The following is a 22,976-nucleotide window of genomic DNA, read 5'->3' as shown; positions in this document are numbered from 1 at the left end:
CGCGTGGTGCTCACTGTTCCGGACCTTGTGGGCCGGGCGTCGTCAGCAGCGCCAATACGTTGGCAATCGAAAGCGAAAAGGCGTTAATTTTACCAACGCATCAGGGTTTTCCACAATGCTGTTCCCCCCAGGAGCCCTTACATGGCCTTTGCGCACCGACGTTCACGCAACAAGTCGTGCGATGCAAGGCGCAAGTCACGCCGAAGTACGGGTACTACAAGTGGCTTGCAAGGCCGTGGCGCACCCTTGCGGCATGGCGCCGAGTGCCCGGCGCGGCCCTGCAAAAGGCGTGAACAGGCTTCAAGTGTAGGCAAAGCATCCAGCGCCCTGCCACGCCTGATGCGCACTCCACCCGACTGCACGGAAAAAAGGCCGGCAAAACACGCGCGGACCAGTTCAGATTTATCCGCCGCACAGCTAGAATTGCGGGTTTTGGGGAGCCGCCATGTCACATCCGCAAGCATCCTGCCCGATCGGGGTTTTTGACTCCGGCGTGGGCGGTCTGACCGTCGTACGCGCACTGATGGACCGGCTGCCGTTTGAGAACATTGTTTACTTTGGTGATACCGCCCGCGTGCCCTACGGCGTGAAGTCGGTCTCCACCATTGAACACTTCACCTTGCAGATTGTGGATTTCCTGCAAAAACAGCAGGTGAAGATGCTGATCATTGCCTGTAACACCATGGCCGCCGTCGCCGCCGAAAAGGTGCGTGAAGTCTCGCCGCTGCCGGTGCTCGACGTCATCGAAGCCGGCGCCCGCTGCGCGGTAGAGACATCCCAAAGCGGCGGCATTGGCGTGATCGGCACCCCGACCACCATCAACTCCAACGCCTACGCCCGCGCCATTCACAACATCGGTCAGCAATACCGGGTGTATTCGCAAGCCTGCCCGCTGTTTGTGCCGCTGGTCGAAGAAGGCTGGCTGGAACACCCGGTCACCCGCCTGACGGCCCAGGAATACCTCAAGCCCGTGTTTGTCGAGCAGATCGATACGCTGGTGCTGGGCTGCACCCACTATCCGCTGTTAAAGCCCCTGTTGTCAGAGATCGCCGGCCCGCGCCTGAAACTGGTGGATTCCGCCATTGCCATCGCCGACGAAACCGCCGCCCTGCTGCAGCAACAAGGCCTTGCCAACCCCCAGCGCACCATGCCGGACTACCGTTATTTCGTCACCGACGTTCCGTTGAAGTTCCGCAGCGTCGGCGAGCGCTTCCTGGGGCGTAACCTGGGCGCGATCGAGCAAGTGAGTATTGATAGACTGTGAGGCGTGAGGGGTAAGGTGTGCGGCGGAAAAGCCGGCACTGCCCCTGTGCCTTTCACCCCACGCTTTCTTCTTCTCACCCCACCCCAAAATGAACAAAGAAAAACGCCACCAGTTCTACCAGCGCTTGCAGGAACTTGATCCGCATCCGACGACCGAGCTGGAATACACCACGCCGTTCGAGTTGCTGGCGGCCGTGTTGCTGTCGGCGCAGGCGACCGATGTCGGGGTGAACAAGGCGACGCGCAAGCTGTTCCCGGTGGCCAACACGCCGGCCACCATCCTGGCGCTGGGGCAAGAGGGGCTGGAAGGGTATATCGCCACCATTGGCCTGTACCGCAGCAAGGCCAAACACTTGCTGGAAACCTGTCGCATCTTGCTGGAACAGCATGGCGGCGAAGTCCCGCAAGACAGAGAAGCGCTGGAAGCCCTGCCTGGCGTGGGCCGCAAGACGGCCAACGTGGTGATGAACACGGCGTTTGGTCACGCCACCATTGCAGTCGACACGCATATTTTCCGCGTTGCCAACCGGACAGGTCTGGCGCCCGGCAAAGACGTGCGCGTGGTGGAAGACAAGCTGATGAAGGTCACGCCGCTGGCGTTTCGGCAGGATGCGCATCACTGGCTGATCCTGCACGGCCGTTACGTCTGCAAGGCACGCCGACCGGAATGCTGGCGCTGCGTGGTCAATGATTTGTGCGACTTCAAACCCAAAGAACTCACGCCACCCAAGGGACGCTGAGGTGTGAGGTGTGAGGTGTGAGGTGTGAGGTGTGAGGTGTGAGGTGTGAGGTGTGAGGTGTGAGGTGTGCAGAGTGTATGGCGGGGTTTGCCGGGTGCAACTGCCAATTCGTGCGCCCCCACAACTTTCACCTACCCCACCACTTCGTCATTCCGGACCTCGGCGGCCCCCTTGGCCGGAATCCAGTTCTGAAGCCCTGCGCCGCAAGCGCGAACGCCCAGATGCTTGCCCAGGAAAGCCCGCCTGAGGCGGGCGTGCTGGATTCCTGCCTGCGCAGGAATGACGAGCCAAAGGTCTGCCCGCCGCCCCCACCTCACTCCTCACCGATCAAAAATTCCCGTCATTCAGCGCCTGGCTACCGGACGCGCAAGTCGTCGCTTCGCGGTTGCCACTGCTGGTTGACTGGTTGTTTTCCCACGTCGCAGTCGAGCCATCCCACTTCACATACTTGTACTGGATGGCCGTGCTGGCGGGCAGCGAAACCGTTCCGGTCCACGGCACGTTGGCGCCGCTGCCCTGGATGGTCAGCGCAAAGCCACTGGCCGGGGTCCAGTTGCCCAGGGCGGTCTGGTTGCCAACCACATACAGGTTCTGGCCATAAACGGTGTTGGCATTGGCAATGGTAAACGTCACCGCGCACGTGCCGGTGCCGCCGCCAGACGAACCACTGCCGGATTTCTGCCCGGTATACAGCGCCACAGCCGGGACTGTTGCGCCGCCGTTGGCCGGCAAGGTGATGGTGGCGTAACCATTGCCGTCTACCGTCACGCTATCGCTGGCGCAACCGCTGCTGGTGGCCAGGCCATGCACCACGTTGCAATACGTTCCTGCCGGCAGGCCGGTCTGGAAGCTTTGCGTCCAGGCGCTGGTGTCATTGTTGAGCGCCACAAAACCCACCGCGCCACGGCTGAAGGCGATCTGGTTGCCGTTGCCGGTCACCCAGTTACTCACGCCCTGGCCATTGGTGGCACTGCGGAACTTCACCATATTGGCGATATCGCCCCAGCGGTGGACAAAGTCCCAGTTCACGTTGATCTGGGCATTGCCGCTGCTGTCATACGGGCTGGCCGTCGGCGCGTCCTGGTCGGTGGTACTGAAACGATAGCCAGACATCACCTGCACCTGGCTGGCATAGGGCCAGGCCAGCATGAAGATATTGGCCAGATCAAAGCGCTTGGTGCCAGAGGCATCATTGGTAGCGCCGGTGTAGTTGCTGGCATTGAGCGAATCAGTGCCGCTGCGCTCGGTATCCCAGTTATCGACAAACACCACGGCATTGGCCGGCTGCACAAAGCCCCAGGTGCCGCCCCAGTTCCCCGGCGTGCCCATCACGGTCGGGATCGAAGCCAGGTTCAGGCCGTTGTTGTTGCGGAAGGTATCGCGGATGGCATAGGTGAACTGGAACTCGTTGAGCGTGCCGTTCTGAAAGTAATCAGAGCGCACCACGTTGCCATCCGGAATCACCTCTTGCGTGACCCACAGGCTCTCGCCTGCCAGCGTGGTCGGGTAGGCAGATTTGACGTTGTTCAGAATGGTATTGAGCGCGTCGGGCTGCTGATGCTTGGCGGCGTCGATACGGAAACCGTCCACGCCCAGCGACAACAGTTTTTTCATGTAGGTGGCGATCACGCCCTGCACGTAGGTGCTTTCGGTCGCCAGGTCAGGCAGGTTGTTCAGGCGGCAGAACATCACATTGTTGCGGTTGCCCGGCGTGCCGTAATCGCTGGACTGGATCTGGCACAGGCTGTGAAAGTCATTGGCCGAGAACTGCGGATAGGTCAGCGTGCTGGCGTTCCAGGATGAACCATCCGTGGCGCTGTAGGCGCTGCTGGAATCCTGCGAGAGCTGGTTGACCACGATATCGGCATACACGCGCACGCCGGCGGCGTGGCAGGTGCTGACCATGCTTTGCAGGTCACTCTCTGTGCCCATGCGGCTGGTCAGGCTGCCGTAGTTCACCGGCTGGAACATGTCCCACCAGGCACCGGCAATCTTGGATGCCTGCGGCGGCGAAATCTGCACCGCGCCATAGCCGTTGGGGCCCAGGAACGCGGTACATTCTTTGGCGATATCGGTCCATTTCCAGTGGAACATCTGCACCGATGTATACGCCGGGTTGAAACTGCTTGAGGTCGTGGTGGTCGTGGCTGCAACGGCATCATTACTGCCGCCGCATGCGGCCAGAACCGCGCACAACAGACTGCTCGTGACTGTGAATGCAACTTTCATTTTTTGCTCGGCCTTTTTAGTGTGTATGACCTCGACTTGTGGCAAACGCTCCTCCATCTGCCGCCTGAAACCCACCAGATCAAACCGGTTTGGATTTCGCAAATCAGCGTAAACAGCCGTTTTTTTGTACTCAACTACAACGCTTTTGTGAAACCCGCTACAAGCTGATCGTCTATGAAAGGGACGAATGAGCATCTACGCCAGTTGCATGAGAAATGTATCGGCGAAAAGGCGTTTTTTCCGCATTGCATCAATGCGTTAAGCTTCCGATAAACGGCGTTTAAACGGGAACAAAATGCCGTCTTCATCCGACTAAAACCGGTGTGAATCAGCAAACCAGCATGCTCTGACGGGCAAATGGCTGTCAGCGTACGACTACACGTGCCTCAGCCCCTCACGCCGATGCAAAACCAGCAATGACTGACTGACCGGGCTTGCCGGCAAGGCCAGACTGGAACAATCCGTGCCCGGTGCGGGCCATGAACGGCTGCCACCACAACCGCGGATCACGTGCGCGCCGTCGGCGCCGCGACAGGAGAACCCCATGGAGAGCCTGTTCATCAAGGTCGCGCTGGTCCTTTTGCTGGTAACGGCCATCTTGCGCGTGCATCTGCGCGGCCGGGTGCGGCATTCGTTGCGGCATCAGGTATTTGATCACTCGTCCGTCGCCGCGCCGCTCAATGTCTTGATGTACGCGGTCTCCAGCGTGCCGGAAACACCCTTTCTGCCCACAGGCGCCTTTCCTGAACTCAAACTGCTGCAAAGTCACTGGCAAGAGATCCGCGATGAAGGTGCGCGCCTGTTGAAAGCACAGGAAATCTGCGCTGCGCAGCATAACGATGACGCCGGTTTCAACTCGTTTTTCAAGTACGGCTGGAAGCGCTTTTACCTGAAGTGGTACGGAGAAAGTCACCCATCGGCCGCCAGCCTGTGCCCGCGCACCACGGCCTTGCTGCGCAACCTGCCCAGCGTGAAGGCGGCGATGTTTGCCTGGCTGCCTGACGGCGGCAAACTCAACCCGCATCGCGACCCCTACGCGGGTTCACTGCGTTACCACCTGGGGTTGATTACCCCCAACGATGACCGCTGTTATATCGAGGTGGATGGCGAACGCTACAGCTGGCGCGATGGCGAGGCCGTGGTGTTCGACGAGACCTACATCCACCGCGCCGAAAACCACAGCGGCCAGGGCCGGTTGATCCTGTTCTGCGATATTGAACGCCCCATGCGCTACCGCTGGGCCACGGCGCTCAATCGCTGGGTGGGGCTGCATATCGTGGCCGCCGCCTCATCACCCAATCACGACGGCGATCATCTGGGCCTGATCAGCCGCCTGTTCCGGTATGCCGACTGGGTGGGCGAGCAGCGCAAGCGCTTCAAGCGCTGGAACCCGCGCGTGTACCGCACCACCCGGGTGGTGTTGATCATCGCCGTGGTCAGCCTGTTCTTCGTGATTTAAGGGCGCGCGCGGCCAGTGGCTGTCAAACCGCTTGTGAGGCGTGCCACCCGGGCGCAAGGCGGCATCACGGCGTGCTCGACAGCGGGCGGGACTGTTTGTAGTCTGGCGACCGTTTGCCCGTCCAGATCATAAAAATGCTTCGCTCCACTTTCGCAGCCGTTTTGCTGGCTGCCACCACGCTGGCCCATGCCGCGGCCAGCCAGTGCCCCGCCCGTTTCCTGGGTGGCCATGCGCCCGATCTTTACAATGCCAGGCTGGAACACAACACCAAAGCCCTGTGTTTCGACGCCTTTGCCGTGCTGTATTCCGGGGTCTCGCTCACGCCCTTGTGGTCTGCCGAACACATTACCCGCCAGAGCGTGCAATCGGCGCGCGAGCTGGTGCGTACCGATACCTTCCATGAAGAACCGGCACTGGCCGGCATGCCGCACCCGACGCTGGAAGACTATGTTCACAGCGGGTTTGATCGTGGTCACATGAGCCCCAACGGCGACATGCCGGACAAAACTGCGCAGGGCCAGAGTTTCAGTCTGGCCAACATGATCCCGCAATCGCCCGAGAACAACCGTGGTCTGTGGGCCGGGATTGAATCTTCCGTGCGTGACATGGCCGTGCGTGACGGCGAGGTCTACGTGGTGACTGGCCCCATTTTTGAAGGCAACAGCATCAAGCGGCTGAACAACCGCGTGCTGGTGCCCACGCACCTTTACAAAGCCGTATACAACCCGCGCAAACAGCAGGCGGCGGCGTACATTACCGCCAATGCACCGGGCGAGGACTACCAGGTGGTCTCGATCGCCCAGTTGCAGCAACGCATCGGCATCAACCCGTTTCCGGGCCTGCCTGAGGCCGCCCGCGATCATGCCATGGCCTTGCCACCCCCTAAACCGGCCAGCAGCAACGGTCACAGCAGCCCGCGCAGCAACCGGGCGCCAGGCGGGCTGGAAGACGAACTGATACGCTGGATGGAACGTGAACTGATGCGCCTGCTGCATCAGCTTATCCGCGCCCTTTAACCCGCTCCATTGAGGTTTGCATGGCCACTTTCACCCCCTATGCCAACGAAGCCGATGTACTGGAAATCGGCGGGCTGACGCTGGAAAACCGGCTTGACCGCGTCAGCATCTACGGCAATCTGGACCTCACCCGCGATCAGCCCGGCCTGACGGCAGCGCTGGCCCTGCAAGCGGCACTTAACCAGATCGTGGCGGCGCTGCAGGCGAGCGAGCTGCCAGCACAGCTCGCCTCCCCGAGTATCAGCGAAACCGACAACCCGTTTTAGCGCGCCGCTGACAGCGTGGTCTGACAAGGGGGCCTAGCATGAAATATTGCAACCACCTGTCGTCACTCCATGAAAAAACTCCCCCGGCCTGATGAACGCCGCCCGGTTTTGCTGGCCCGGCGCAACCTGAAAATGGCCCGCTCGCCCCACGCTTACGTGCGCGGCAACACCGTCCAGTTTTACGAGTGGCTGCACAGCCAGCGCGGGCACGCCCTGCCCCATGGGCCAGCCATCTGGATCTGCGGCGATTGTCATGTCGGCAATCTGGGGCCGCTGGCGTATGCCGATGGCGAGGTCGAAATCCAGATCCGCGACCTGGACCAGACCGTCATCGGCAACCCTGCGCATGATCTGGTGCGGCTGGGGCTGTCTTTGGCAACAGCCGGCCGCGGCAGCCGCCTGCCTGGCGTGGTGATCGCCCGCATGCTGGAAGAAATGGTGCGCGGCTATGAACAGTCTTTCGGTGGCAAGCTGCATCACCCCAGACACAAGCCGGATGCCGTCAAACTGGTCATGCGTGAGGCGACCACCCGCACCTGGAAGCAACTGGCCAAAGAGCGCATTGAGGACACCGCCCCCAGCATCCCGCGCAGCAAACATTTCTGGCCGCTATCACGCGAAGAGCGCGCCGCCTTGCGGGCCTTGTTTGCCCAGCCCGAACTCAAGCAACTAGCCACGCAGCTCAGATCACGTGAGGACGATGCGCCGGTCACGCTGCTGGATGCCGCGTACTGGGTCAAAGGCTGCAGTTCACTGGGGCTGTTGCGATACGCCGTCTTGCTGGGCGTGGGCGATGGCAAGGATCGCGAATACTGCCTGATGGATATCAAACAGGCCGTGCAGGCCGCCGCGCCCCGCCACGCCCACGCGCACATGCCGCGCGACAACAGCCGGCGGGTCCTGCACGGGGCGCAACACCTCTCCCCAGCACTGGGCGAGCGCCTTGTCGCCACACGCTTGCTGGATCAGGCCGTGTTCGTGCGCGAATTGCTGCCACAAGATCTGAAGCTGGATATCGACATCATGGAAACCAGCGAAGCCATGCGCGTCGCCCATTACCTGGCCCGCATTGTCGGCAATGCCCACGCCCGGCAACTGGCAGAAGATGACCGGCGCCAATGGCTGGGCGAGCTTGGCCAGCGTCACGGCAAAAATCTGGATGCGCCATCCTGGCTATGGCAAAGCGTGGTGGAACTGGTTGGTAGTCACGAACAGGGATATCTGGAACATTGCCGCCGTTATGCATTAACTGCGGGCAAGCTTTGAATCACTCAGCCAGGTCAGCTTGCCATCATTGCCAGATCAGATGAATGATTAAAGCAATAAAAAAGACCGCCAGAATATGGCGGTCTTTTTTATTGCGCACCAGATCTTCAGGATGCGGCGGTCAATTCAAAACCCGGGTTATCGGTGTCGTTGGTTTTCACCACCAGCACCTTCACCGCATTGGGCGTGACAGCGGCAATCCCTTGTTGCGGCACCACGTTAATCAGCCAGTCGGCATTGTCATCCAGCGAGGTCTGGGTAGAGGTAAAGATTGGCGTCTTGGACCCGCTATTGGTCACCACAATGGTCACCGTGCCGCCATCCAGATCGATCGAATCATTACCGGAAGCCGGGTAAGCGGTCTTGAAGCCGACGTTACCCGCCACCGGGGTTGCCGAAGCCAGCGAATCAGTCGGCTTGAGGATGTAGACATCCACCGCGCCGGCGTTGAAAGCGGCATTCAGGATACGCACGCGCGCCTGGTTGGACAGCAGGCCCTTTTCATACGGGTCATCAATCAGCACCGCATCATTGCTCGCGCTGGTCCCGGCCACGAAGGCGAAGGTGTATTTGTGGCCGGTTGCCGCGGTAAAAGAGGCGTTGGCCACCGGCGTGGTCGTGCCGTTCAGTGTTGCGGTGACGGTGGTAGCGGTGTCATCAATGTCGTAGTACGCCTTGACGCCCAGATACGCCAGGCCAGAGGCCGAATTGGTGCCATTGGTGGCCACATCAATGGTCGGGCCGTCCGGGAACGCGTTGATCAGGCGCAGGGCCGGCTTGCTCAGGCCCAGACGATCATCCGGGCCGTCATCGCCACCGCATGCACTCAGCAGCAAGACAGAGCCCAGACCGGCAATCAAGGCAATGGCTTTAATCCAGCCGGACAAGGTTCGTTTTTTGTAACTGTCATTGGCACCCGACATGATAATTCTCCTTCGATCAATTGGACTGATCTGCATATGCAAATCAAGCGGTTGTGATGCGAAAGATAAGTCGCCAATTCATGTCGTCATACCGGCATGTATCCTTGTTTAAACCAGGAATAAACTGACACTGTCTGACATATCGTGTTTTAAACGGATCGGCGCCAATCCGGCCCATGCCGGATACCACTGACCGCCCGATCACCATGAATTGCGGCCAGATCAATCATTTACGTGCGGCCACTGGCATCGCCAAGCAGATTTGTTTGTCAGCCTGGGCCCGACAGGCCTTGTCGCCCGATCACCCAAACGCGGGCGTGGCCGGGTGTCAGACTGTCGGCAGGCGATTCATTGCTGCGGCGCGGTATAATCGCGCCCTTCGTGCTGTTACCCAGACCGGCCCGCCAGGCCGCGCCCGCTGTGCTTCATGCCAATCTGAAATATTCATAGCTTCACAAAGATTTTGCAGACATAAGCCGACGCATTAACATGGCGGGCTGGCTGAACACGCCCGATAATTTCCATAATTTCCGTAACCCACAAGGTTGCTACGTGATTGAATTCATTGATGTCCACAAATCCTTTGATGTGGATGGCCGGGCTGTTCCGGCGCTCAACGGCATTGATCTGAAGATCGAAGCCGGTGAAATTTTTGGCATCATCGGCCATTCCGGCGCGGGCAAGTCCACGCTGGTCCGGTTGATCAACCTGCTGGAGAAACCAACCTCCGGCCGCGTGCTGGTCAACGGCACCGAGATCAGCGCCAGCAATGCCGACCAGCTGCGTGAACAACGCCGCGGCATCGGCATGATTTTCCAGCACTTCAATCTGCTCTCCAGCAAGACCGTGTTTGACAATGTGGCGTTTCCCTTGCGTCTGGCAGGCACGTATACCGCCGCGCAGATCAAGGAGCGTGTCGCACAGCTGCTGGCACGGGTGGGCCTGGCCGATCACGCCGGCAAGTACCCGGCGCAGTTGTCGGGCGGCCAGAAACAACGCGTTGGCATTGCCCGCGCGCTGGCGACCAACCCCAAGGTCTTGCTGTGCGATGAAGCCACCAGCGCGCTGGACCCGCAAACTACGCAATCGGTGCTGCAACTGCTGGCCGAGATCAACCGCGAATTCAATCTGACCATCGTCGTCATCACCCATGAAATGGACGTGATCCGCCGCATTGGCGATCGCGTGGCCGTGCTGGATGCCGGCAAGATTGTCGAAGTCGGCAATGTGGCCGATGTGTTCCTGCATCCGCAGCACATCACCACGCAGCGTTTTGTGCAGGAAGCCGAAAACGTGGATGAGGCCGAAGAACACGACGCCTTTGCCCACGTGCCCGGCCGCATCGTGCGCCTGACCTTCCAGGGCGAACAAACCTATGAACCGGTGCTGGGCCAGGTGGCGCGCACCAGCGGGATCGACTTTTCCATCCTGTCCGGCCGCATTGATCGCATCAAGGACACGCCGTATGGCCAGCTGATTCTGTCGATCACCGGTGGCGAGCCTGATACCGCCTTGCAATCCTTTGCTGATGCCGGCCTGACCGTGGAGGTACTGCGCGGATGAACGAACTCTTTACCAATGTGGACTGGTCCGATATCTGGCAGGCCACGCAAGATACGCTGCTGATGCTGGGCGGCTCGCTCTTTTTTACGCTGGTACTGGGCTTGCCGCTGGGCGTGCTGCTGTTCCTGACCGGCCGCAAACAACTGCTGGCCCAGCCGGTGGTGTATGGCATGCTGTCGTTTGTGGTGAACGTGCTGCGCTCGGTGCCGTTTGTGATCTTGCTGATCGTGATGATCCCGTTCACGGTCCTGCTGACCGGCACTTCGCTGGGCGTGGCGGGCGCGATTCCGCCCCTGGTGATCGGTGCCACGCCATTCTTTGCCCGGCTGGTGGAAACTGCCCTGCGCGAAGTGGACCGCGGCATTATCGAAGCCACCCAGGCCATGGGCGCCACCACGCGCCAGATCATCACCGGCGCGCTGTTGCCGGAGGCCCGCCCGGGCATTCTGGCCGGTGCCACCGTGACGGCGATTACCCTTGTCAGCTACACCGCCATGGCCGGCGTCGTTGGTGGCGGCGGCCTGGGCGATCTGGCCATCCGCTATGGCTATCAGCGCTTTCAGACCGACGTCATGATCGTCACTGTGGTGATCCTGATTGTGCTGGTGCAGATCCTGCAAATGATCGGCGACAAACTGGTCGTGCATTTCTCCCGCAAATAAGCGAGGCGTCGCCATGCTCTTGCTGTTTGGCTGTTGACCCGATCCAGCCTGACTGACTGAAAAACCCAACCGCTGCCTTGACCGGCAGTGGGACAACACTGCGAAAGGAAACCGCAATAATGAAAAAACTGCTGACTCTGCTGGCCGCTGCGCTGGCTTTCAATGCACACGCTGCCGAGAAACTGACCGTGGCCGCCACCGCCGTGCCGCACGCTGAAATCCTGGAATTCGTGAAACCCATCCTGGCCAAGGAAGGCGTGGATCTGGATATCAAGGTGTTCACCGACTACGTGCAACCGAACACCCAGGTGGCCGAAAAGCGTCTGGATGCCAACTTCTTCCAGCACAAGCCGTACCTGACCGAGTTCAACAAGGGCAAGGGCACCAACCTGGTTCCGGTGGTAGGCGTGCATGTTGAACCGTTTGGCGCGTACTCCAGCAAGGTCAAGAAGCTGGCTGATCTGACCGATGGCGCCACCGTGGCCATCCCGAACGACGCCACCAACGGCGGCCGTGCGCTGCTGCTGCTGGACAAAGAAGGCGTGATCAAGCTCAAGGACAGCAACAACATCCTGGCCACGCCGAAGGATATCGCGCAGAACCCCAAGCACCTGAAGTTCCGCGAACTGGAAGCCGCCACCCTGCCGCGCGTACTGAACCAGGTTGACCTGGCCCTGATCAACACCAACTACGCGCTGCAAGCCAAGCTGAACCCGACCCGCGACGCGCTGGCGATCGAAGGTGCCCAGTCGCCGTACGTCAACTACCTGGTTGCCCGTCCGGACAACAAGGACAGCGACGCCATGAAGAAACTGGCCGCCGCCCTGACCAGCCCGGAAACAAAGAAATTCATCCAGGACAAGTACAAGGGCGCCGTCGTTCCAGCGTTCTGATCTACCGGCCAGATCCTAGTGCTGTAGCTGAAAAACCCGGCCTTATGCCGGGTTTTTCCATATCCACCGTACCCTGGGTGTGAGCAACTTCACCCAATGGCTACCGTTTGGCCAGATGACCTTTGCGACGGCTTGCTGCATTGCAAAAACAAAGCTATATCCAGAAGCGGCGAAGGCTATTACACGCCAATACAATATAAGGTCAGTCACGAGAAAGTAAGGTAGTGCCGTAGCGGGGGTATTTCCGACCACTTCAGGAGAAGAGCATGAAAATGCGAACCTGGTGCGGCGGGCTACTCGCCCTGCTGCTTAGTTCCATGGCTCACGCCACGTTGTTTGACGTGAGTTATTCAGTCACCCGGGGTGACCAGACCCTGCTGGCGTTTTCCGGTTATCTGACCGGCGAACTCTCCGGCAACCTGGTGACCAATGTCAGCGACATTCATCTGACCAGTTCACTCTGGCCAGTGCTGGACAGCTATGGCGGCATTGGTTGCTGCTCTTTGAAAAAGCCGGTGGTGTTCTCGCTGGATGGCACCGAGAACAGTTTTGTACTGCAAAATAGCGCCGGAACCTCCGATCTGGTCTGGTGGCCGCAAACCTTGATGTCAGGTCAGTCTGCAGCCCTGGTGTTCGGCTTCAACACGCTCACCAACCGGGTTGTGAGCGGCGGTTTCTTTCCGCCGCAGGGTAGCAGCGCCAATGCCGTCTGGAGCATGAACGCGGTCAGCGCCGTACCGGAACCCGAAAGCTGGTTGTTGCTGGCGGGCGGGCTTGGGGTGATTTCGCTGGTGGTGCGTAAACGGACACGTTCGCGTCCGATTGAACTCGTCGCCGCTTGAGGTGACTTTGTTCAAGCAAAAGGGCAGGGAAACCCCTGCCCTTTTTCATGCCAGCCATTACCCCTTTTATTGCGCCGGCATCTCGCCAAAGCGGTAAATATCCATCCCCAGCACGCCTTCGGTGATCGCCGTGTATTCACGCACTGCAACCTCACCGTGGGCGGCGCCCATGGCCACAAACAGCGGCAGGATGTGATCTTGCGAGGGGTGAGCACGCACGCCACCTGGTGCCTGGGTGCGATAGTTCAACACCCCTTCCACATCGCCCGCGGTGACGTGCTCGTGCATCCAGTCCATGAACTGGGGCACGTACGCCGGCACATCCGGGCCGCTGGTTACGCCGGGCACAATGTCGCGCAGATTGTGGGTAATGCTGCCCGAGCCAACAATCAGCACGCCTTCATCACGCAGTTTGTTCAAGGCGCGCCCGACGGCGTAGTGCCAGTCGGTATCCCGGCGCAAATCCAGTGCCAGCTGGATCACCGGCACATCCCCTTGCGGGTACATGGATTTAAGCGGCACCCATGCGCCGTGATCCAGCCCGCGTTCCGGGTCCATGATGACGGTCAGGCCCAGTTCGCCAAATTCATCGGCAATTTCGCGCGCCAGCGCCGGGTCGCCTTCAACCGGGTAGCTTTGCTCGTACAAGGGTGCCGGGAAACCGTAAAAATCGTGGATTGTGTCCAGATCATCACCCGCGGTGACGCCGCTGTTTTCGTGATGCCAGTGGGCCGACACCATCAGCACCGCGCGCGGTCGCGGCAAGCTGGCGGCCACCCGCGCCCAGGCATCACCCGTGGCGCCGGCACCCAGCGCCAGCATGGGCGAGCCGTGAGACACAAACAGCGTGGGTAAGCGGGACATGATGTTCTTCCTTCAGTATCGATTGGATTGACGCCAGTTTGCGCTTCCCGCTCGTGCGCATAAACAGGCTACCTCTCAATGATTTATTGCAAATAGCGGGACAATCATCACTCACCCCAAGCGTGGGTGTCGCTTCAAACAGGCCCACGCTAGTCTGCTGCTTAACGGTTTGGGCCAAATTCTTGTAATGTGTGCAGAAATTGATACTGCAAGCGACCCTCATGCCGGACCAATCTGTACCCAGCAATAATTTTTTCAGTGCCGGTTTCGGGGATGCCCCCGTTCAGGACTTGCGCAAGGAAAGCCGCTATCTGGTGAACTGGCGCGTGGCCATTGTGTATTCCGAGACCGAAGAACGCCTGTCGTTTCGCGGCCGTGCCTTTGATATCTCTGCCAGCGGCCTGAGCCTGCATTCAGACTTCAGCCTGCCGGTGTCTGATCGCGTTACCGTGTTGATCAGCATTCCGCCCGCCTCTGCCGGCCAGCGCCCCAAGATTCTGGAAGTGAAAAGCCGCGTGGTTTACACCGTACTCTCCAGCGAGTTCAACACGTTCCGCACCGGCATCCAGTTTGTCGATTTCAAAAGTGACGGCAAAGCCCAGCTCAAACAGATCCTCGCCGGCCGCGTGCCTGCGCCGGTGGCAGTCAAGCCGGAATGATCGCTGGCGCGTTTGTCCTGGGCATGACGTTCTGTGCGACAATCGGCCGGATATTTTCCGGCACATTTGATCATGCATAACCAGCTTGTCCCCCGTGGCCGCTTCATTTCTGTCGAAGGCGTCGATGGCGCGGGCAAAAGCACCCAGCTTGCTTTCATCGACCGCTGGCTGACCGAAGCGCGAATCGCCCATATCGTGACCCGTGAACCCGGTGGCACGCCGCTGGGCGAAAAGCTGCGCGCGCTGCTCCTGAATGAACCCATGCACCTGGAAACCGAGGCCTTGCTGATGTTTGCCTCGCGCCGGGAGCATCTGGCCGGCGTGATTGAACCGGCCCTGCAACGGGGCGAGTGGGTGCTGTGTGACCGCTTCAGTGATGCCACCTATGCCTATCAAGGCGGCGGCCGCGGCTTGCCGCGCGAGAAGTTCGAAGCGCTGGAGCGTTGGGTACAGGACCGGGGTAGCGAAATGATCCAGCCCGATCTGACCTTTTTGTTTGATGTGCCGCCAGAAGTCAGCCAGGCCCGCATGGCGGGCACGCGCGAGCTGGACCGGTTCGAGCGCGAGGCAGCCAGTTTTCACGAACGCGTGCGCAACGCCTACCTGGAACGCGCGCACGCCGCGCCTGCGCGGTTCCGGATCATCAACGCTGCCCGTTCCATTGACGCCATCCAGCAAGAGTTGCATGTGATTCTGAGCGGCTGGGCGCGCGAGACACTGGCATGACGCAGTACACGCTTTACCCCTGGCAAGAAGCCCAATGGCAGCAACTGATGCACGACCCGGCACGGCTGCCGCATGCGCTGCTGCTGACGGGCGAGCCTGGTATTGGCAAACGCCGCTTTGCCGAGCGCCTTGCCGCCTGGTATCTGTGCGAACACCCGGACAAAACCATTGCGCCGTGTGGCCAGTGCGAAGGCTGCCGCTGGCATGCGGCCGGCAATCATCCGGATTTTCGTATCCTGGCGCCCAGCGATCCGGTGGAAGAAGAAGCCGAAGATGCCAAGGCCAAACGCAAGCAGCCCATCATTGGCGTGGAAGATATCCGTGATCTGACCGATTTCGTGAACCTCTCTGCTCACCGCAAGGGTGCGCGGGTCACGCTGGTTTACCCGGCGGAGGCCATGAACACGGCCGCGGCCAATGCGTTTCTGAAAACACTGGAAGAACCGCCGACCGGCGCGCAGTTCATCCTTGTCACGCATCAGGCCCGCCGCCTGCTGCCCACCATCCGCAGCCGTTGCCGCGTGCTGGCCTTGTCCACGCCGGATACCGCCACCGCTACCGCCTGGCTGGAACAACAAGGCGTGACCGATGCCGCACTGCATCTGGCCCACGCCGGCGGCTCGCCGCTGGCCGCGCAAGAAGACGCCGATGCCGAGTGGTTGCCGCTGCGCACCAGCGTGCTGGACCAGATCAGCGCGCCACAAACGCTGAACGTACTGGCGCTTGCTGCGGAAATCGAAAAAAGCAAAGTCGACCCGGCCAAAGTGATCGAATGGCTGCAAAAATGGACCCATGATCTGATTACTTTGGGCATGTCCGGGCGGATTCGCTATTATCCAGATCGGACGACCGCGCTTGGCAAACTTGCGCCCAGAGCAAGCCGGATGCTGACTTATGTCGATCGCTTGCAACAGGCACAGCGCCTGGCGCACCATCCGCTCAATGCGCGGCTGGTTTTTGAATCGTTGCTGTTCGACTACCTGGCCGCATTGCGCGGCAAGCTGACAGGATAAACCACATGAATGAACCCGTACGCACCGGGACCACCCGCCCTGGTGTGCTGTCGCTGAACATCAAGGAAAAAGCGGCGCTGTATGCGTCGTACATGCCTTTTGTGAAAGGCGGCGGCATTTTCATCCCGACCAACAAGCCTTACCGGCTGGGTGACGAGGTATTCATGCTGCTGTCCTTGCTGGACGATCCGGCCAAGATTGCCGTCTCTGGTCACGTGATCTGGCTGACCCCGCAAGGCGCACACAACAACCACCAGCAAGGCATTGGCGTGCGTTTCTCGGGGAACGAAGCCGGCGCGCAAGCCCGCAAAAAGATTGAAGCGTTGCTGGGCGGTTACCTGCAATCGGCACGTACCACCCACACCATGTAGGACGCCTACCCGTTCCAGGGTAGCAACTCATTGATTTACAATAAACAGGCCGCAACTTTTGCGGCCTGTTTGTTTCTCACCCCAACACGCACCACGCGCACCGGATTCTCCATGTTCGTCGACTCACACTGCCATCTGAACTTTCCTGACCTCGTCACCAACCTGGACGCGCATCTGGCCGCCATGGTCGACAACAAGGTCAGCCACGCGCTGGTGGTGGCAGTCAACCTGCCCGATCTGCCGGGCGTGTTGTCGCTGGCCCAATCCCAGCCCAACCTGTTTGCGTCGGTCGGTGTCCATCCGGATTACGAAGACACCGAAGAGCCGACCGTGGCAGGCCTGCTGGAACTGGCAAAACAGCCCAAAGTGATCGCCATTGGCGAAACCGGCCTGGATTACTACCGGCTGGAGGGTGATCTGGAATGGCAGCGTGAACGCTTTCGCACGCACATCCGCGCGGCGAAACAAGCGGGCCTGCCGCTGATCATCCACACGCGTTCGGCCTCGGCTGACACCATCCGCATCATGCAAGAAGAAGGCGCGGACGAGTTCGGCGGCGTGATGCATTGCTTTACCGAGAGCTGGGAAGTCGCCCAGGCGGCAATTGATCTGAATTTCTACATTTCGTTCTCTGGCATCGTCACCTTCAAGAAGGCCGAAGAACTCAAGGAAGTGGCCCGCCGTGTGCCGCTGGAACGCATGTTGATCGAGACCGACTCGCCCTATCTGGCGCCGGTACCGTTCCGCGGCAAGATGAACCAGCCGGCATGGGTACGCCATGTGGCCGAACACATTGCCGAGTTGCGTGGTGAACCGCTGCAGCGCATTGCAGACGTAACCACCGAGAACTTTTTCCGCCTGTTTGCCAAAGCCCGGAGCATGCAATGAGCGCGCCGGTGCAGGTGACGTTGCTGGGGGTGGGCTCGTCGGGCGGATCGCCCGCGCTGGGCTGCAAATGCGCTACCTGCACATCGACCGATCCGAAAAACCGCCGCACGCGGGCCAGCGCCGTGATCAAGGCCGGTGGCCTGACGCTGCTGGTGGATACCGGCCCGGACCTGCGCCAGCAAGTGCTGCGCGAAGGCTTGCTGCATGTCGACGCCGTGCTGTACACCCATCCGCACGCCGATCACCTGCATGGCATTGATGACCTGCGCGCGTTTTGCTGGCTGAACCGGGCCGCGATTCCGGTGTTTGGCAATACGCTGATGGCCGAGCACATCAAAAGCCGCTTCAGCTATACGCTGCTGGCGCCGGGCGAGTACTGGGACAAACCAGTGCTCACGCTCAACGAAATCGACAGCAAGCCGTTTGAGTTCAAGGGCACCACCATCACGCCGATCCCGCTCATGCACGGCAAATGGCCGATTCTGGGTTACCGCGTGGGCAACGTGGCGTATCTGACCGATGTCTCGCATATTCCGGAAGAAAGCTTTGCGCTGCTGGAAAACCTGGATGTGCTGTTCCTGGATTGCCTGCGCCCGATCCCGCACCCGACTCACTTTGGTGTTGATCAGGCACTGGAAGCAGCGCAACGCATCAAGGCGCGCCGCACCGTGCTGATCCACATGACGCATGAGCTGGAATTTCACGCCCTGTCGGCCCGACTGCCTGATGGCATCGAGGTGGGCTACGATGGGCTGCAAGTCACTGCGGAGCGCTGAACATGACCCAGACCCCGGATCTGAACGTACTTGGCATGCCGCTGGTCCCGTGCAGCATGAACCCGCTGACGGGTTTCATGCGGGATGGCTGTTGCCGTGATCACCCGCTGGATCATGGCAAACATACCGTGTGCGTAGAGGTCACGGCCGAGTTCCTGGCGTATTCCAAATCCCGTGGCAATGATCTGTCCACCCCGCGGCCGGAATGGGGGTTTGATGGCTTGAAGCCGGGCGATCGCTGGTGTCTGTGCGCCTCGCGCTGGATAGAAGCGCTGACCGCAGGCAAGGCGCCCAAAGTGCTCATGGCTGCAACGCATGAATCCATCCTGGAACATGTATCGCTTGAAACACTGGTCAGTTTCTCGCTGGATTACTCCCGCCACTAAGCCATCCTGGCCGCAGCGCACGCTGCGCAACGCCGGCCAACCCGCCCTGTCCACGGCAGCCATGCTGCCCGCATAATGGAACGCACAAATCCATTACAGACAGGGGATGTTCATGCTTTACGGCAATATCCTGACCCTGGCGGGCTGGCGCCACGGCACCCTCCACGCCCAGGGTGGCCGCGTCAGCCAGATTGATGCCCGCCCGGCCACGCCAGACGATAACGACGACGTCTACATCCTGCCCGGCTTTGTCGATCTGCATGTGCATGGCGGCGACGGTGCCAACATCATGGATGGCGCCGACGCGGCCGTCACCATCTCGCGCATGCATGCGCGTCACGGCACGACCTCTTTGCTGGCCACCACGGTCAACGCGCCGCACGAACGGCTGTCGGTGCTGCTGCAAGCGCTGGCCCAGCCCATCAGCCACCGGCCGCACAACGGCGCGCGCTTTCTGGGGGTGCATCTGGAAGGCCCGTACGTGAACCCGGGCCGGCTGGGCGGCTTGCCCAATCATGCACGGCCAGCGGTGATTGCCGAGCTGGAACAGTACATGGCGACGGTGCCGGTGCGCATTGTCACGCTGTCACCCGAAATTGCCGGCCACGATGACATCATTGAATGGCTGGCCGCACGTGGCGTGCGGGCGCAAATCGGGCACTCGCTGGGCACGTACGAAGAAGGCGTCGCTGCGCTGGACCGCGGCGCAGCCGGCTTTACCCATCTGTACAACGCCATGTCACCACTGGGCCATCGCGCGCCGGGCATGGTCGGCGCAGCCTTGGCGCATGCCGAATACAGTGAACTCATCCCCGATCTGATCCACGTCCACCCTGGTGCCATGAAGGTCGCTTTGCGGGCGATCCCCAAACTGTATTGCGTGACCGATGCCTCGCTGGCGACCGGCTTGCCGGATGGCGAGTACGACAAGGACGAAGGCCGCGTCATTACCAAATGCATGGGTGGCGTGCGGCTGGCCGACGGCACGCTGGCTGGCAGCGCGCTGACCATGGATCAAGCGCTGCGCAATCTGGTGAGCATTGGTCTGACGCTGGACGACGCATCGCACCGGCTCTCGCGCAATCCGGCGGATTATCTGGGCGTGGCCGATCGCGGCCGCATTGGTACTGGCGCCTGGGCGGACTGGGTGGTGCTTGATCGGCAGTTGCAAGTGCAGCAAGTCTTTGTAGAGGGCGAACAGGTTTACGCCGCCTGATCCGGCGAATCGCTCCAAAACAAAAAGCCCGCACAATGCGGGCTTTTTGTTGCTGTGCGACGGTCTGCCTAGTTGAAATGGTAACCGTAGCGAACCAGCAGGAAATCCACGCCCGGGTTGGGTTTGTCCAGACCGGCGTTGGAGAAATGATGGAAGTTGATCCCCAGTTCCTGCTTGCCGCCATCAAAGCCGCAACCTGCGCCGATACGGTCGCTGAACTGCGGGTGGGACGTCAGATCGTGATCGTCCGCAATCTTGTGTTCGGTCAGATAGGCCACGCCGACGCCTGCCTCAACAAACGGCGTGCACCAGCCGCTGCTCTTGAACTGGTAGCGGAACATCGGAACGATATCCACATCGTATGCGGTGGTGTCCTGCACCCGCCAGGCGCCGCCGGCGAACTCCCAGTAACCGGTCAGGTAGCCCACGCTGGTCTCCCACCAGCGCACGCCCCAGTCCCAGCCCACAGACAGGCGCAGAGTGTTCGGAGTGTTCTCGCCATGCGGGCGGGTGGTTTCGCCAATCGCAGCGTTAAACGTATCAAAAGGAGCAGCATTGGCCAGCGTTGCAGCGGCCAGCAACAAGGTAAACAGTGTCTTTTTCATGGCGCGGGTATATTACTCTGTAATGGATTTGTTCAAGCGCAAAAACAGCATTCGGCAAGCTGGACAATCAGCGGGGCACAATAGCATCCCGGCATCATACCCGCCCCCAGGTGATCTACTGACGAACATGTCAGATGCATGACCATTTTGTGGCGAACCTGGTCATTTAAAGGTGCACCGCAATGATGACTTCATGATCCCCCGTTTGCCCTTACAATTATGCATGGTCGGCCCTGCGCCGACGCCAACCCGTCGCGCCCAGGCGCGGCCACTTTGGAGCGTGTATGCAGTCCAGTGATTTGGTGCAGTGGTTTCGTCAGGCCGCCCCGTATATCCACGCCTTTCGCGGGCGTACTTTTGTGATTGCGCTGGGTGGCGAAGTGGTTCGTGACGGCCGCTTTTTTACGCTCACCCATGACATCAACTTGCTGACCAGCTTGGGCGTTCGCCTGGTGGTGGTCCACGGTGCGCGCCCCCAGATCGAAACCCGCATGGCCGAACGCGGGCTGGATATGCATTACCACAAAGGCGTGCGGGTGACCGATGCCGAAACCCTGGAATGCGTGATTCAGGCCGTCGGCCAGGTGCGGGTGGATATTGAATCGCTGTTGTCGATGGGTCTGGCGAACTCGCCCATGGCCAACGCGCATATCCGGGTTTCCGCCGGCAACTTTGTCACCGCACAGCCCATGGGTGTGCGGGACGGGTTGGACCTCTTGTATACCGGTGAAGTGCGCAAGGTGGATACCACCGCCGTCAATTACCGGCTGGAAGACGGCGAAATCGTATTGTTGTCCACGCTGGGTTATTCGCCCACGGGGGAAGTCTTCAACCTGACACTGGAAGACGTCGCCACCAGCGCAGCCATTGCCCTGCGCGCGCACAAGCTGCTGTTCCTGTTCGGGCATGAAGGCGTTGTGGATGCCAGTGGCGAGTTGCAGACCGAAATGACCGCGCTGGAAGCGGAACAGTTTCTCACCGCCAATCCGGATGTGAACGAAGACGTGCGCCTGTATCTGCCTTGCGCCATCAAGGCGGTGCGGCGCGGTGTGGCACGGGCGCACCTCGTGAGCCACAACGAAGACGGCGCCATGCTGATGGAATTGTTCAGCCACGAAGGCGTCGGCACCATGATCTCGCGCGAGACGCTGGAAACCCTGCGCCAGGCGGTGATTGATGATGTGGGCGGCATGTTGCAGCTGATTGAACCGCTGGAAGACCAGGGTGTCCTCGTCAAGCGCGGGCGCGAATTGCTGGAGCGCGAAATCAACCGTTACTCCGTGCTGGAGCACGATGGCAAGATCATCGGCTGCGTGGCCGTGCACCCCTTCCCGGATAGCCAGATGGCCGAGATGGCGTGCCTGGTGGTGCATCCGGATTATCGCGATGAAGACCGCGGCGCGGTGCTGCTGCGCCATGTCGAACAACAGGCGCGCAGCCAGGGCATGCAGGCCCTGTTTGCGCTGACCACGCGGACATCGCACTGGTTTGTCGAGCGCGGCTTTACCCATGCCACGGTCGATGAACTGCCGATGGAGAAAAAATCGCTGTACAACTATCAGCGGCGTTCCAAGGTGTTTATCAAGTCGCTGCGCTAATCGCCGCCAAGGCACGGCCAAGGCCCGGCGCAACCGGCTGTACTGGTTGCCCCGGGCCTTTGTTGTATCTCACGCCTGACCGCATGACAGCGTTATAGTTGAGTGGTCGTCTTGCCGTATCTCAAGGAAACACCATGCGCTTCGATCTCTGGCTGGCCTTTGTGCTCACCACGCTGCTGATCTCTGCCACACCTGGCCCCAACATGTTGCTGATGCTCTCGCACGGCACACGCTACGGCTGGAAGGCCACCACGGCCACCATGGCGGGCGCATGTACCGGTCTGGCGATCCTGTTCACCGCATCGGCCTTCGGCCTTGCCGCCGTCCTGGCTGCCTCGGCCACCTTGTTCCTGGTGCTCAAGCTCGTGGGCGCGGCGTATCTGGTGTATCTGGGCATTCAGTGCTGGCGTGCCGGCGAAACCCTGGCCTTGCCCAAGGCCAACAGCAATAGTGGCACCAGCCGCTTCCGGCTGGGGCTGACGGTGGCGTTATCCAACCCCAAGGCGATCCTGTTTGCCGGCGCCTTCTTGCCGCAGTTCATTGACCCGCATCTGCCCCAGCAATCGCAATGGTGCGTGTTGCTGGTGTCGTTCTTCATCATTGAATCCAGCTGGCAGATTGCCTACGCCGCGGGCGGTTCGCGCCTGGCCGCGTGGCTGCAACAGCCCCGGCGCGTGCGCTGGTTCAACCGCGGCTGCGGCGGCGCGTTCTTTGCGGTAGGTGGCCTGCTGGCACTGGCGCGCCGGTAAAGC

The 22,976-nt window shown here is 60.5% G+C and carries 24 protein-coding genes; 20 read left to right on the top strand and 4 right to left on the bottom strand.

Features of this window, described 5'->3' with window-relative positions; genetic code table 11:
• Positions 1-445 precede the first annotated feature (445 nt).
• The gene (gene murI, locus IEX57_RS14395; protein ID WP_188705035.1) at positions 446-1,264 is read left to right on the top strand and encodes a glutamate racemase; all 819 of its coding nucleotides are present in this window, start codon (positions 446-448) and stop codon (positions 1,262-1,264) included.
• An 88-nt stretch (positions 1,265-1,352) separates the two neighbouring features.
• Positions 1,353-2,003 (top strand): endonuclease III, encoded by a 651-nt coding sequence (gene nth, locus IEX57_RS14390; RefSeq protein WP_188705034.1) that lies wholly within the window; start codon positions 1,353-1,355, stop codon positions 2,001-2,003.
• A 327-nt stretch (positions 2,004-2,330) separates the two neighbouring features.
• Here the strand turns inward: nth and IEX57_RS14385 are convergent, their stop codons facing one another.
• Positions 2,331-4,232, bottom strand: coding sequence for a carbohydrate-binding module family 20 domain-containing protein (locus IEX57_RS14385; RefSeq protein WP_188705033.1), 1,902 nt, complete (start codon positions 4,230-4,232; stop codon positions 2,331-2,333).
• A gap of 544 nt (positions 4,233-4,776) precedes the next feature.
• On the opposite strand from IEX57_RS14385, the gene IEX57_RS14380 reads away from it, so the two are divergent.
• The 4 genes from IEX57_RS14380 to IEX57_RS14365 all read left to right on the top strand — a co-directional run bounded on the left by IEX57_RS14380 (position 4,777) and on the right by IEX57_RS14365 (position 8,239).
• Positions 4,777-5,691 (top strand): aspartyl/asparaginyl beta-hydroxylase domain-containing protein, encoded by a 915-nt coding sequence (locus IEX57_RS14380; protein WP_188705032.1) that lies wholly within the window; start codon positions 4,777-4,779, stop codon positions 5,689-5,691.
• 134 nt (positions 5,692-5,825) lie between these two features.
• Entirely contained in the window at positions 5,826-6,707 is an 882-nt protein-coding gene (locus IEX57_RS14375) for a DNA/RNA non-specific endonuclease (protein WP_188705031.1), read from the top strand.
• A 20-nt stretch (positions 6,708-6,727) separates the two neighbouring features.
• A complete protein-coding gene (locus IEX57_RS14370) occupies positions 6,728-6,973 on the top strand; it encodes a hypothetical protein (RefSeq protein ID WP_188705030.1) in 246 nt (81 codons plus the stop codon).
• A gap of 69 nt (positions 6,974-7,042) precedes the next feature.
• The gene (locus IEX57_RS14365; protein WP_188705029.1) at positions 7,043-8,239 is read left to right on the top strand and encodes a DUF2252 family protein; all 1,197 of its coding nucleotides are present in this window, start codon (positions 7,043-7,045) and stop codon (positions 8,237-8,239) included.
• Positions 8,240-8,346: 107 nt separating this feature from the next.
• Here IEX57_RS14365 and IEX57_RS14360 read toward each other — a convergent pair whose 3' ends face one another.
• Positions 8,347-9,162 carry a DUF4397 domain-containing protein gene (locus IEX57_RS14360; RefSeq protein WP_188705028.1) on the bottom strand — a complete coding sequence of 272 codons (816 nt, stop codon included), beginning with the start codon at positions 9,160-9,162 and terminating at the stop codon, positions 8,347-8,349.
• Between the two features lie 489 nt (positions 9,163-9,651).
• Here IEX57_RS14360 and IEX57_RS14355 point away from each other — a divergent pair, with 489 nt between their 5' ends.
• From IEX57_RS14355 to IEX57_RS14340, 4 genes are all read left to right on the top strand, one after another.
• Positions 9,652-10,725, top strand: a complete 1,074-nt coding sequence (locus IEX57_RS14355) for a methionine ABC transporter ATP-binding protein (RefSeq protein ID WP_229709026.1) — start codon at positions 9,652-9,654, stop codon at positions 10,723-10,725.
• Positions 10,722-11,387: a methionine ABC transporter permease gene (locus tag IEX57_RS14350; protein ID WP_188705027.1), complete on the top strand. Its 666-nt coding sequence runs from the start codon at positions 10,722-10,724 to the stop codon at positions 11,385-11,387. The genes IEX57_RS14355 and IEX57_RS14350 overlap by 4 nt, the downstream gene beginning before the upstream one ends.
• Positions 11,388-11,506: 119 nt before the next feature.
• Complete coding sequence (locus IEX57_RS14345; RefSeq protein WP_188705026.1) at positions 11,507-12,280, top strand: MetQ/NlpA family ABC transporter substrate-binding protein; 774 nt, start codon at positions 11,507-11,509, stop codon at positions 12,278-12,280.
• Positions 12,281-12,546: 266 nt separating this feature from the next.
• Positions 12,547-13,122, top strand: coding sequence for a PEP-CTERM sorting domain-containing protein (locus tag IEX57_RS14340; RefSeq protein ID WP_188705025.1), 576 nt, complete (start codon positions 12,547-12,549; stop codon positions 13,120-13,122).
• A gap of 66 nt (positions 13,123-13,188) precedes the next feature.
• Here the strand turns inward: IEX57_RS14340 and IEX57_RS14335 are convergent, their stop codons facing one another.
• On the bottom strand, positions 13,189-13,986 hold the full coding sequence (locus IEX57_RS14335; protein ID WP_188705024.1) for a DODA-type extradiol aromatic ring-opening family dioxygenase: 798 nt from the start codon (positions 13,984-13,986) through the stop codon (positions 13,189-13,191).
• 221 nt (positions 13,987-14,207) lie between these two features.
• Between IEX57_RS14335 and IEX57_RS14330 the strand changes: the two genes are divergently transcribed.
• From IEX57_RS14330 to nagA, 8 genes are all read left to right on the top strand, one after another.
• A complete protein-coding gene (locus IEX57_RS14330; RefSeq protein ID WP_188705023.1) occupies positions 14,208-14,645 on the top strand; it encodes a PilZ domain-containing protein in 438 nt (145 codons plus the stop codon).
• Positions 14,646-14,717: 72 nt separating this feature from the next.
• A complete protein-coding gene (tmk, locus tag IEX57_RS14325) occupies positions 14,718-15,371 on the top strand; it encodes a dTMP kinase (RefSeq protein WP_188705022.1) in 654 nt (217 codons plus the stop codon).
• Positions 15,368-16,384, top strand: coding sequence for a DNA polymerase III subunit delta' (holB, locus tag IEX57_RS14320; protein WP_188705021.1), 1,017 nt, complete (start codon positions 15,368-15,370; stop codon positions 16,382-16,384). Before tmk ends, holB begins: the two co-directional genes overlap by 4 nt.
• Before the next feature lie 5 nt (positions 16,385-16,389).
• Complete coding sequence (locus IEX57_RS14315; protein ID WP_188695895.1) at positions 16,390-16,755, top strand: PilZ domain-containing protein; 366 nt, start codon at positions 16,390-16,392, stop codon at positions 16,753-16,755.
• Between the two features lie 111 nt (positions 16,756-16,866).
• On the top strand, positions 16,867-17,643 hold the full coding sequence (locus IEX57_RS14310) for a TatD family hydrolase (RefSeq protein WP_188705020.1): 777 nt from the start codon (positions 16,867-16,869) through the stop codon (positions 17,641-17,643).
• Positions 17,640-18,419: an MBL fold metallo-hydrolase gene (locus IEX57_RS14305; protein WP_188705019.1), complete on the top strand. Its 780-nt coding sequence runs from the start codon at positions 17,640-17,642 to the stop codon at positions 18,417-18,419. The genes IEX57_RS14310 and IEX57_RS14305 overlap by 4 nt, the downstream gene beginning before the upstream one ends.
• Positions 18,420-18,421: 2 nt before the next feature.
• The gene (locus IEX57_RS14300; protein ID WP_188705018.1) at positions 18,422-18,805 is read left to right on the top strand and encodes a DUF2237 family protein; all 384 of its coding nucleotides are present in this window, start codon (positions 18,422-18,424) and stop codon (positions 18,803-18,805) included.
• A gap of 112 nt (positions 18,806-18,917) precedes the next feature.
• Positions 18,918-20,021: an N-acetylglucosamine-6-phosphate deacetylase gene (gene nagA, locus IEX57_RS14295; RefSeq protein WP_188705017.1), complete on the top strand. Its 1,104-nt coding sequence runs from the start codon at positions 18,918-18,920 to the stop codon at positions 20,019-20,021.
• 68 nt (positions 20,022-20,089) lie between these two features.
• Here the strand turns inward: nagA and IEX57_RS14290 are convergent, their stop codons facing one another.
• Positions 20,090-20,626: an acyloxyacyl hydrolase gene (locus IEX57_RS14290; protein ID WP_188705016.1), complete on the bottom strand. Its 537-nt coding sequence runs from the start codon at positions 20,624-20,626 to the stop codon at positions 20,090-20,092.
• 284 nt (positions 20,627-20,910) lie between these two features.
• On the opposite strand from IEX57_RS14290, the gene argA reads away from it, so the two are divergent.
• On the top strand, positions 20,911-22,224 hold the full coding sequence (gene argA / locus IEX57_RS14285; protein ID WP_188705015.1) for an amino-acid N-acetyltransferase: 1,314 nt from the start codon (positions 20,911-20,913) through the stop codon (positions 22,222-22,224).
• Positions 22,225-22,358: 134 nt separating this feature from the next.
• On the top strand, positions 22,359-22,973 hold the full coding sequence (locus tag IEX57_RS14280) for a LysE family translocator (protein ID WP_188705014.1): 615 nt from the start codon (positions 22,359-22,361) through the stop codon (positions 22,971-22,973).
• The last annotated feature ends 3 nt before the right edge of the window (positions 22,974-22,976 follow it).

This window comes from Silvimonas iriomotensis, from assembly GCF_014645535.1.
GTDB classification, from domain to species: domain Bacteria; phylum Pseudomonadota; class Gammaproteobacteria; order Burkholderiales; family Chitinibacteraceae; genus Silvimonas; species Silvimonas iriomotensis.
The sequence above is the reverse complement of the archived record's forward strand: the minus strand, read 5'-3'. Positions and strand labels throughout refer to the sequence as shown.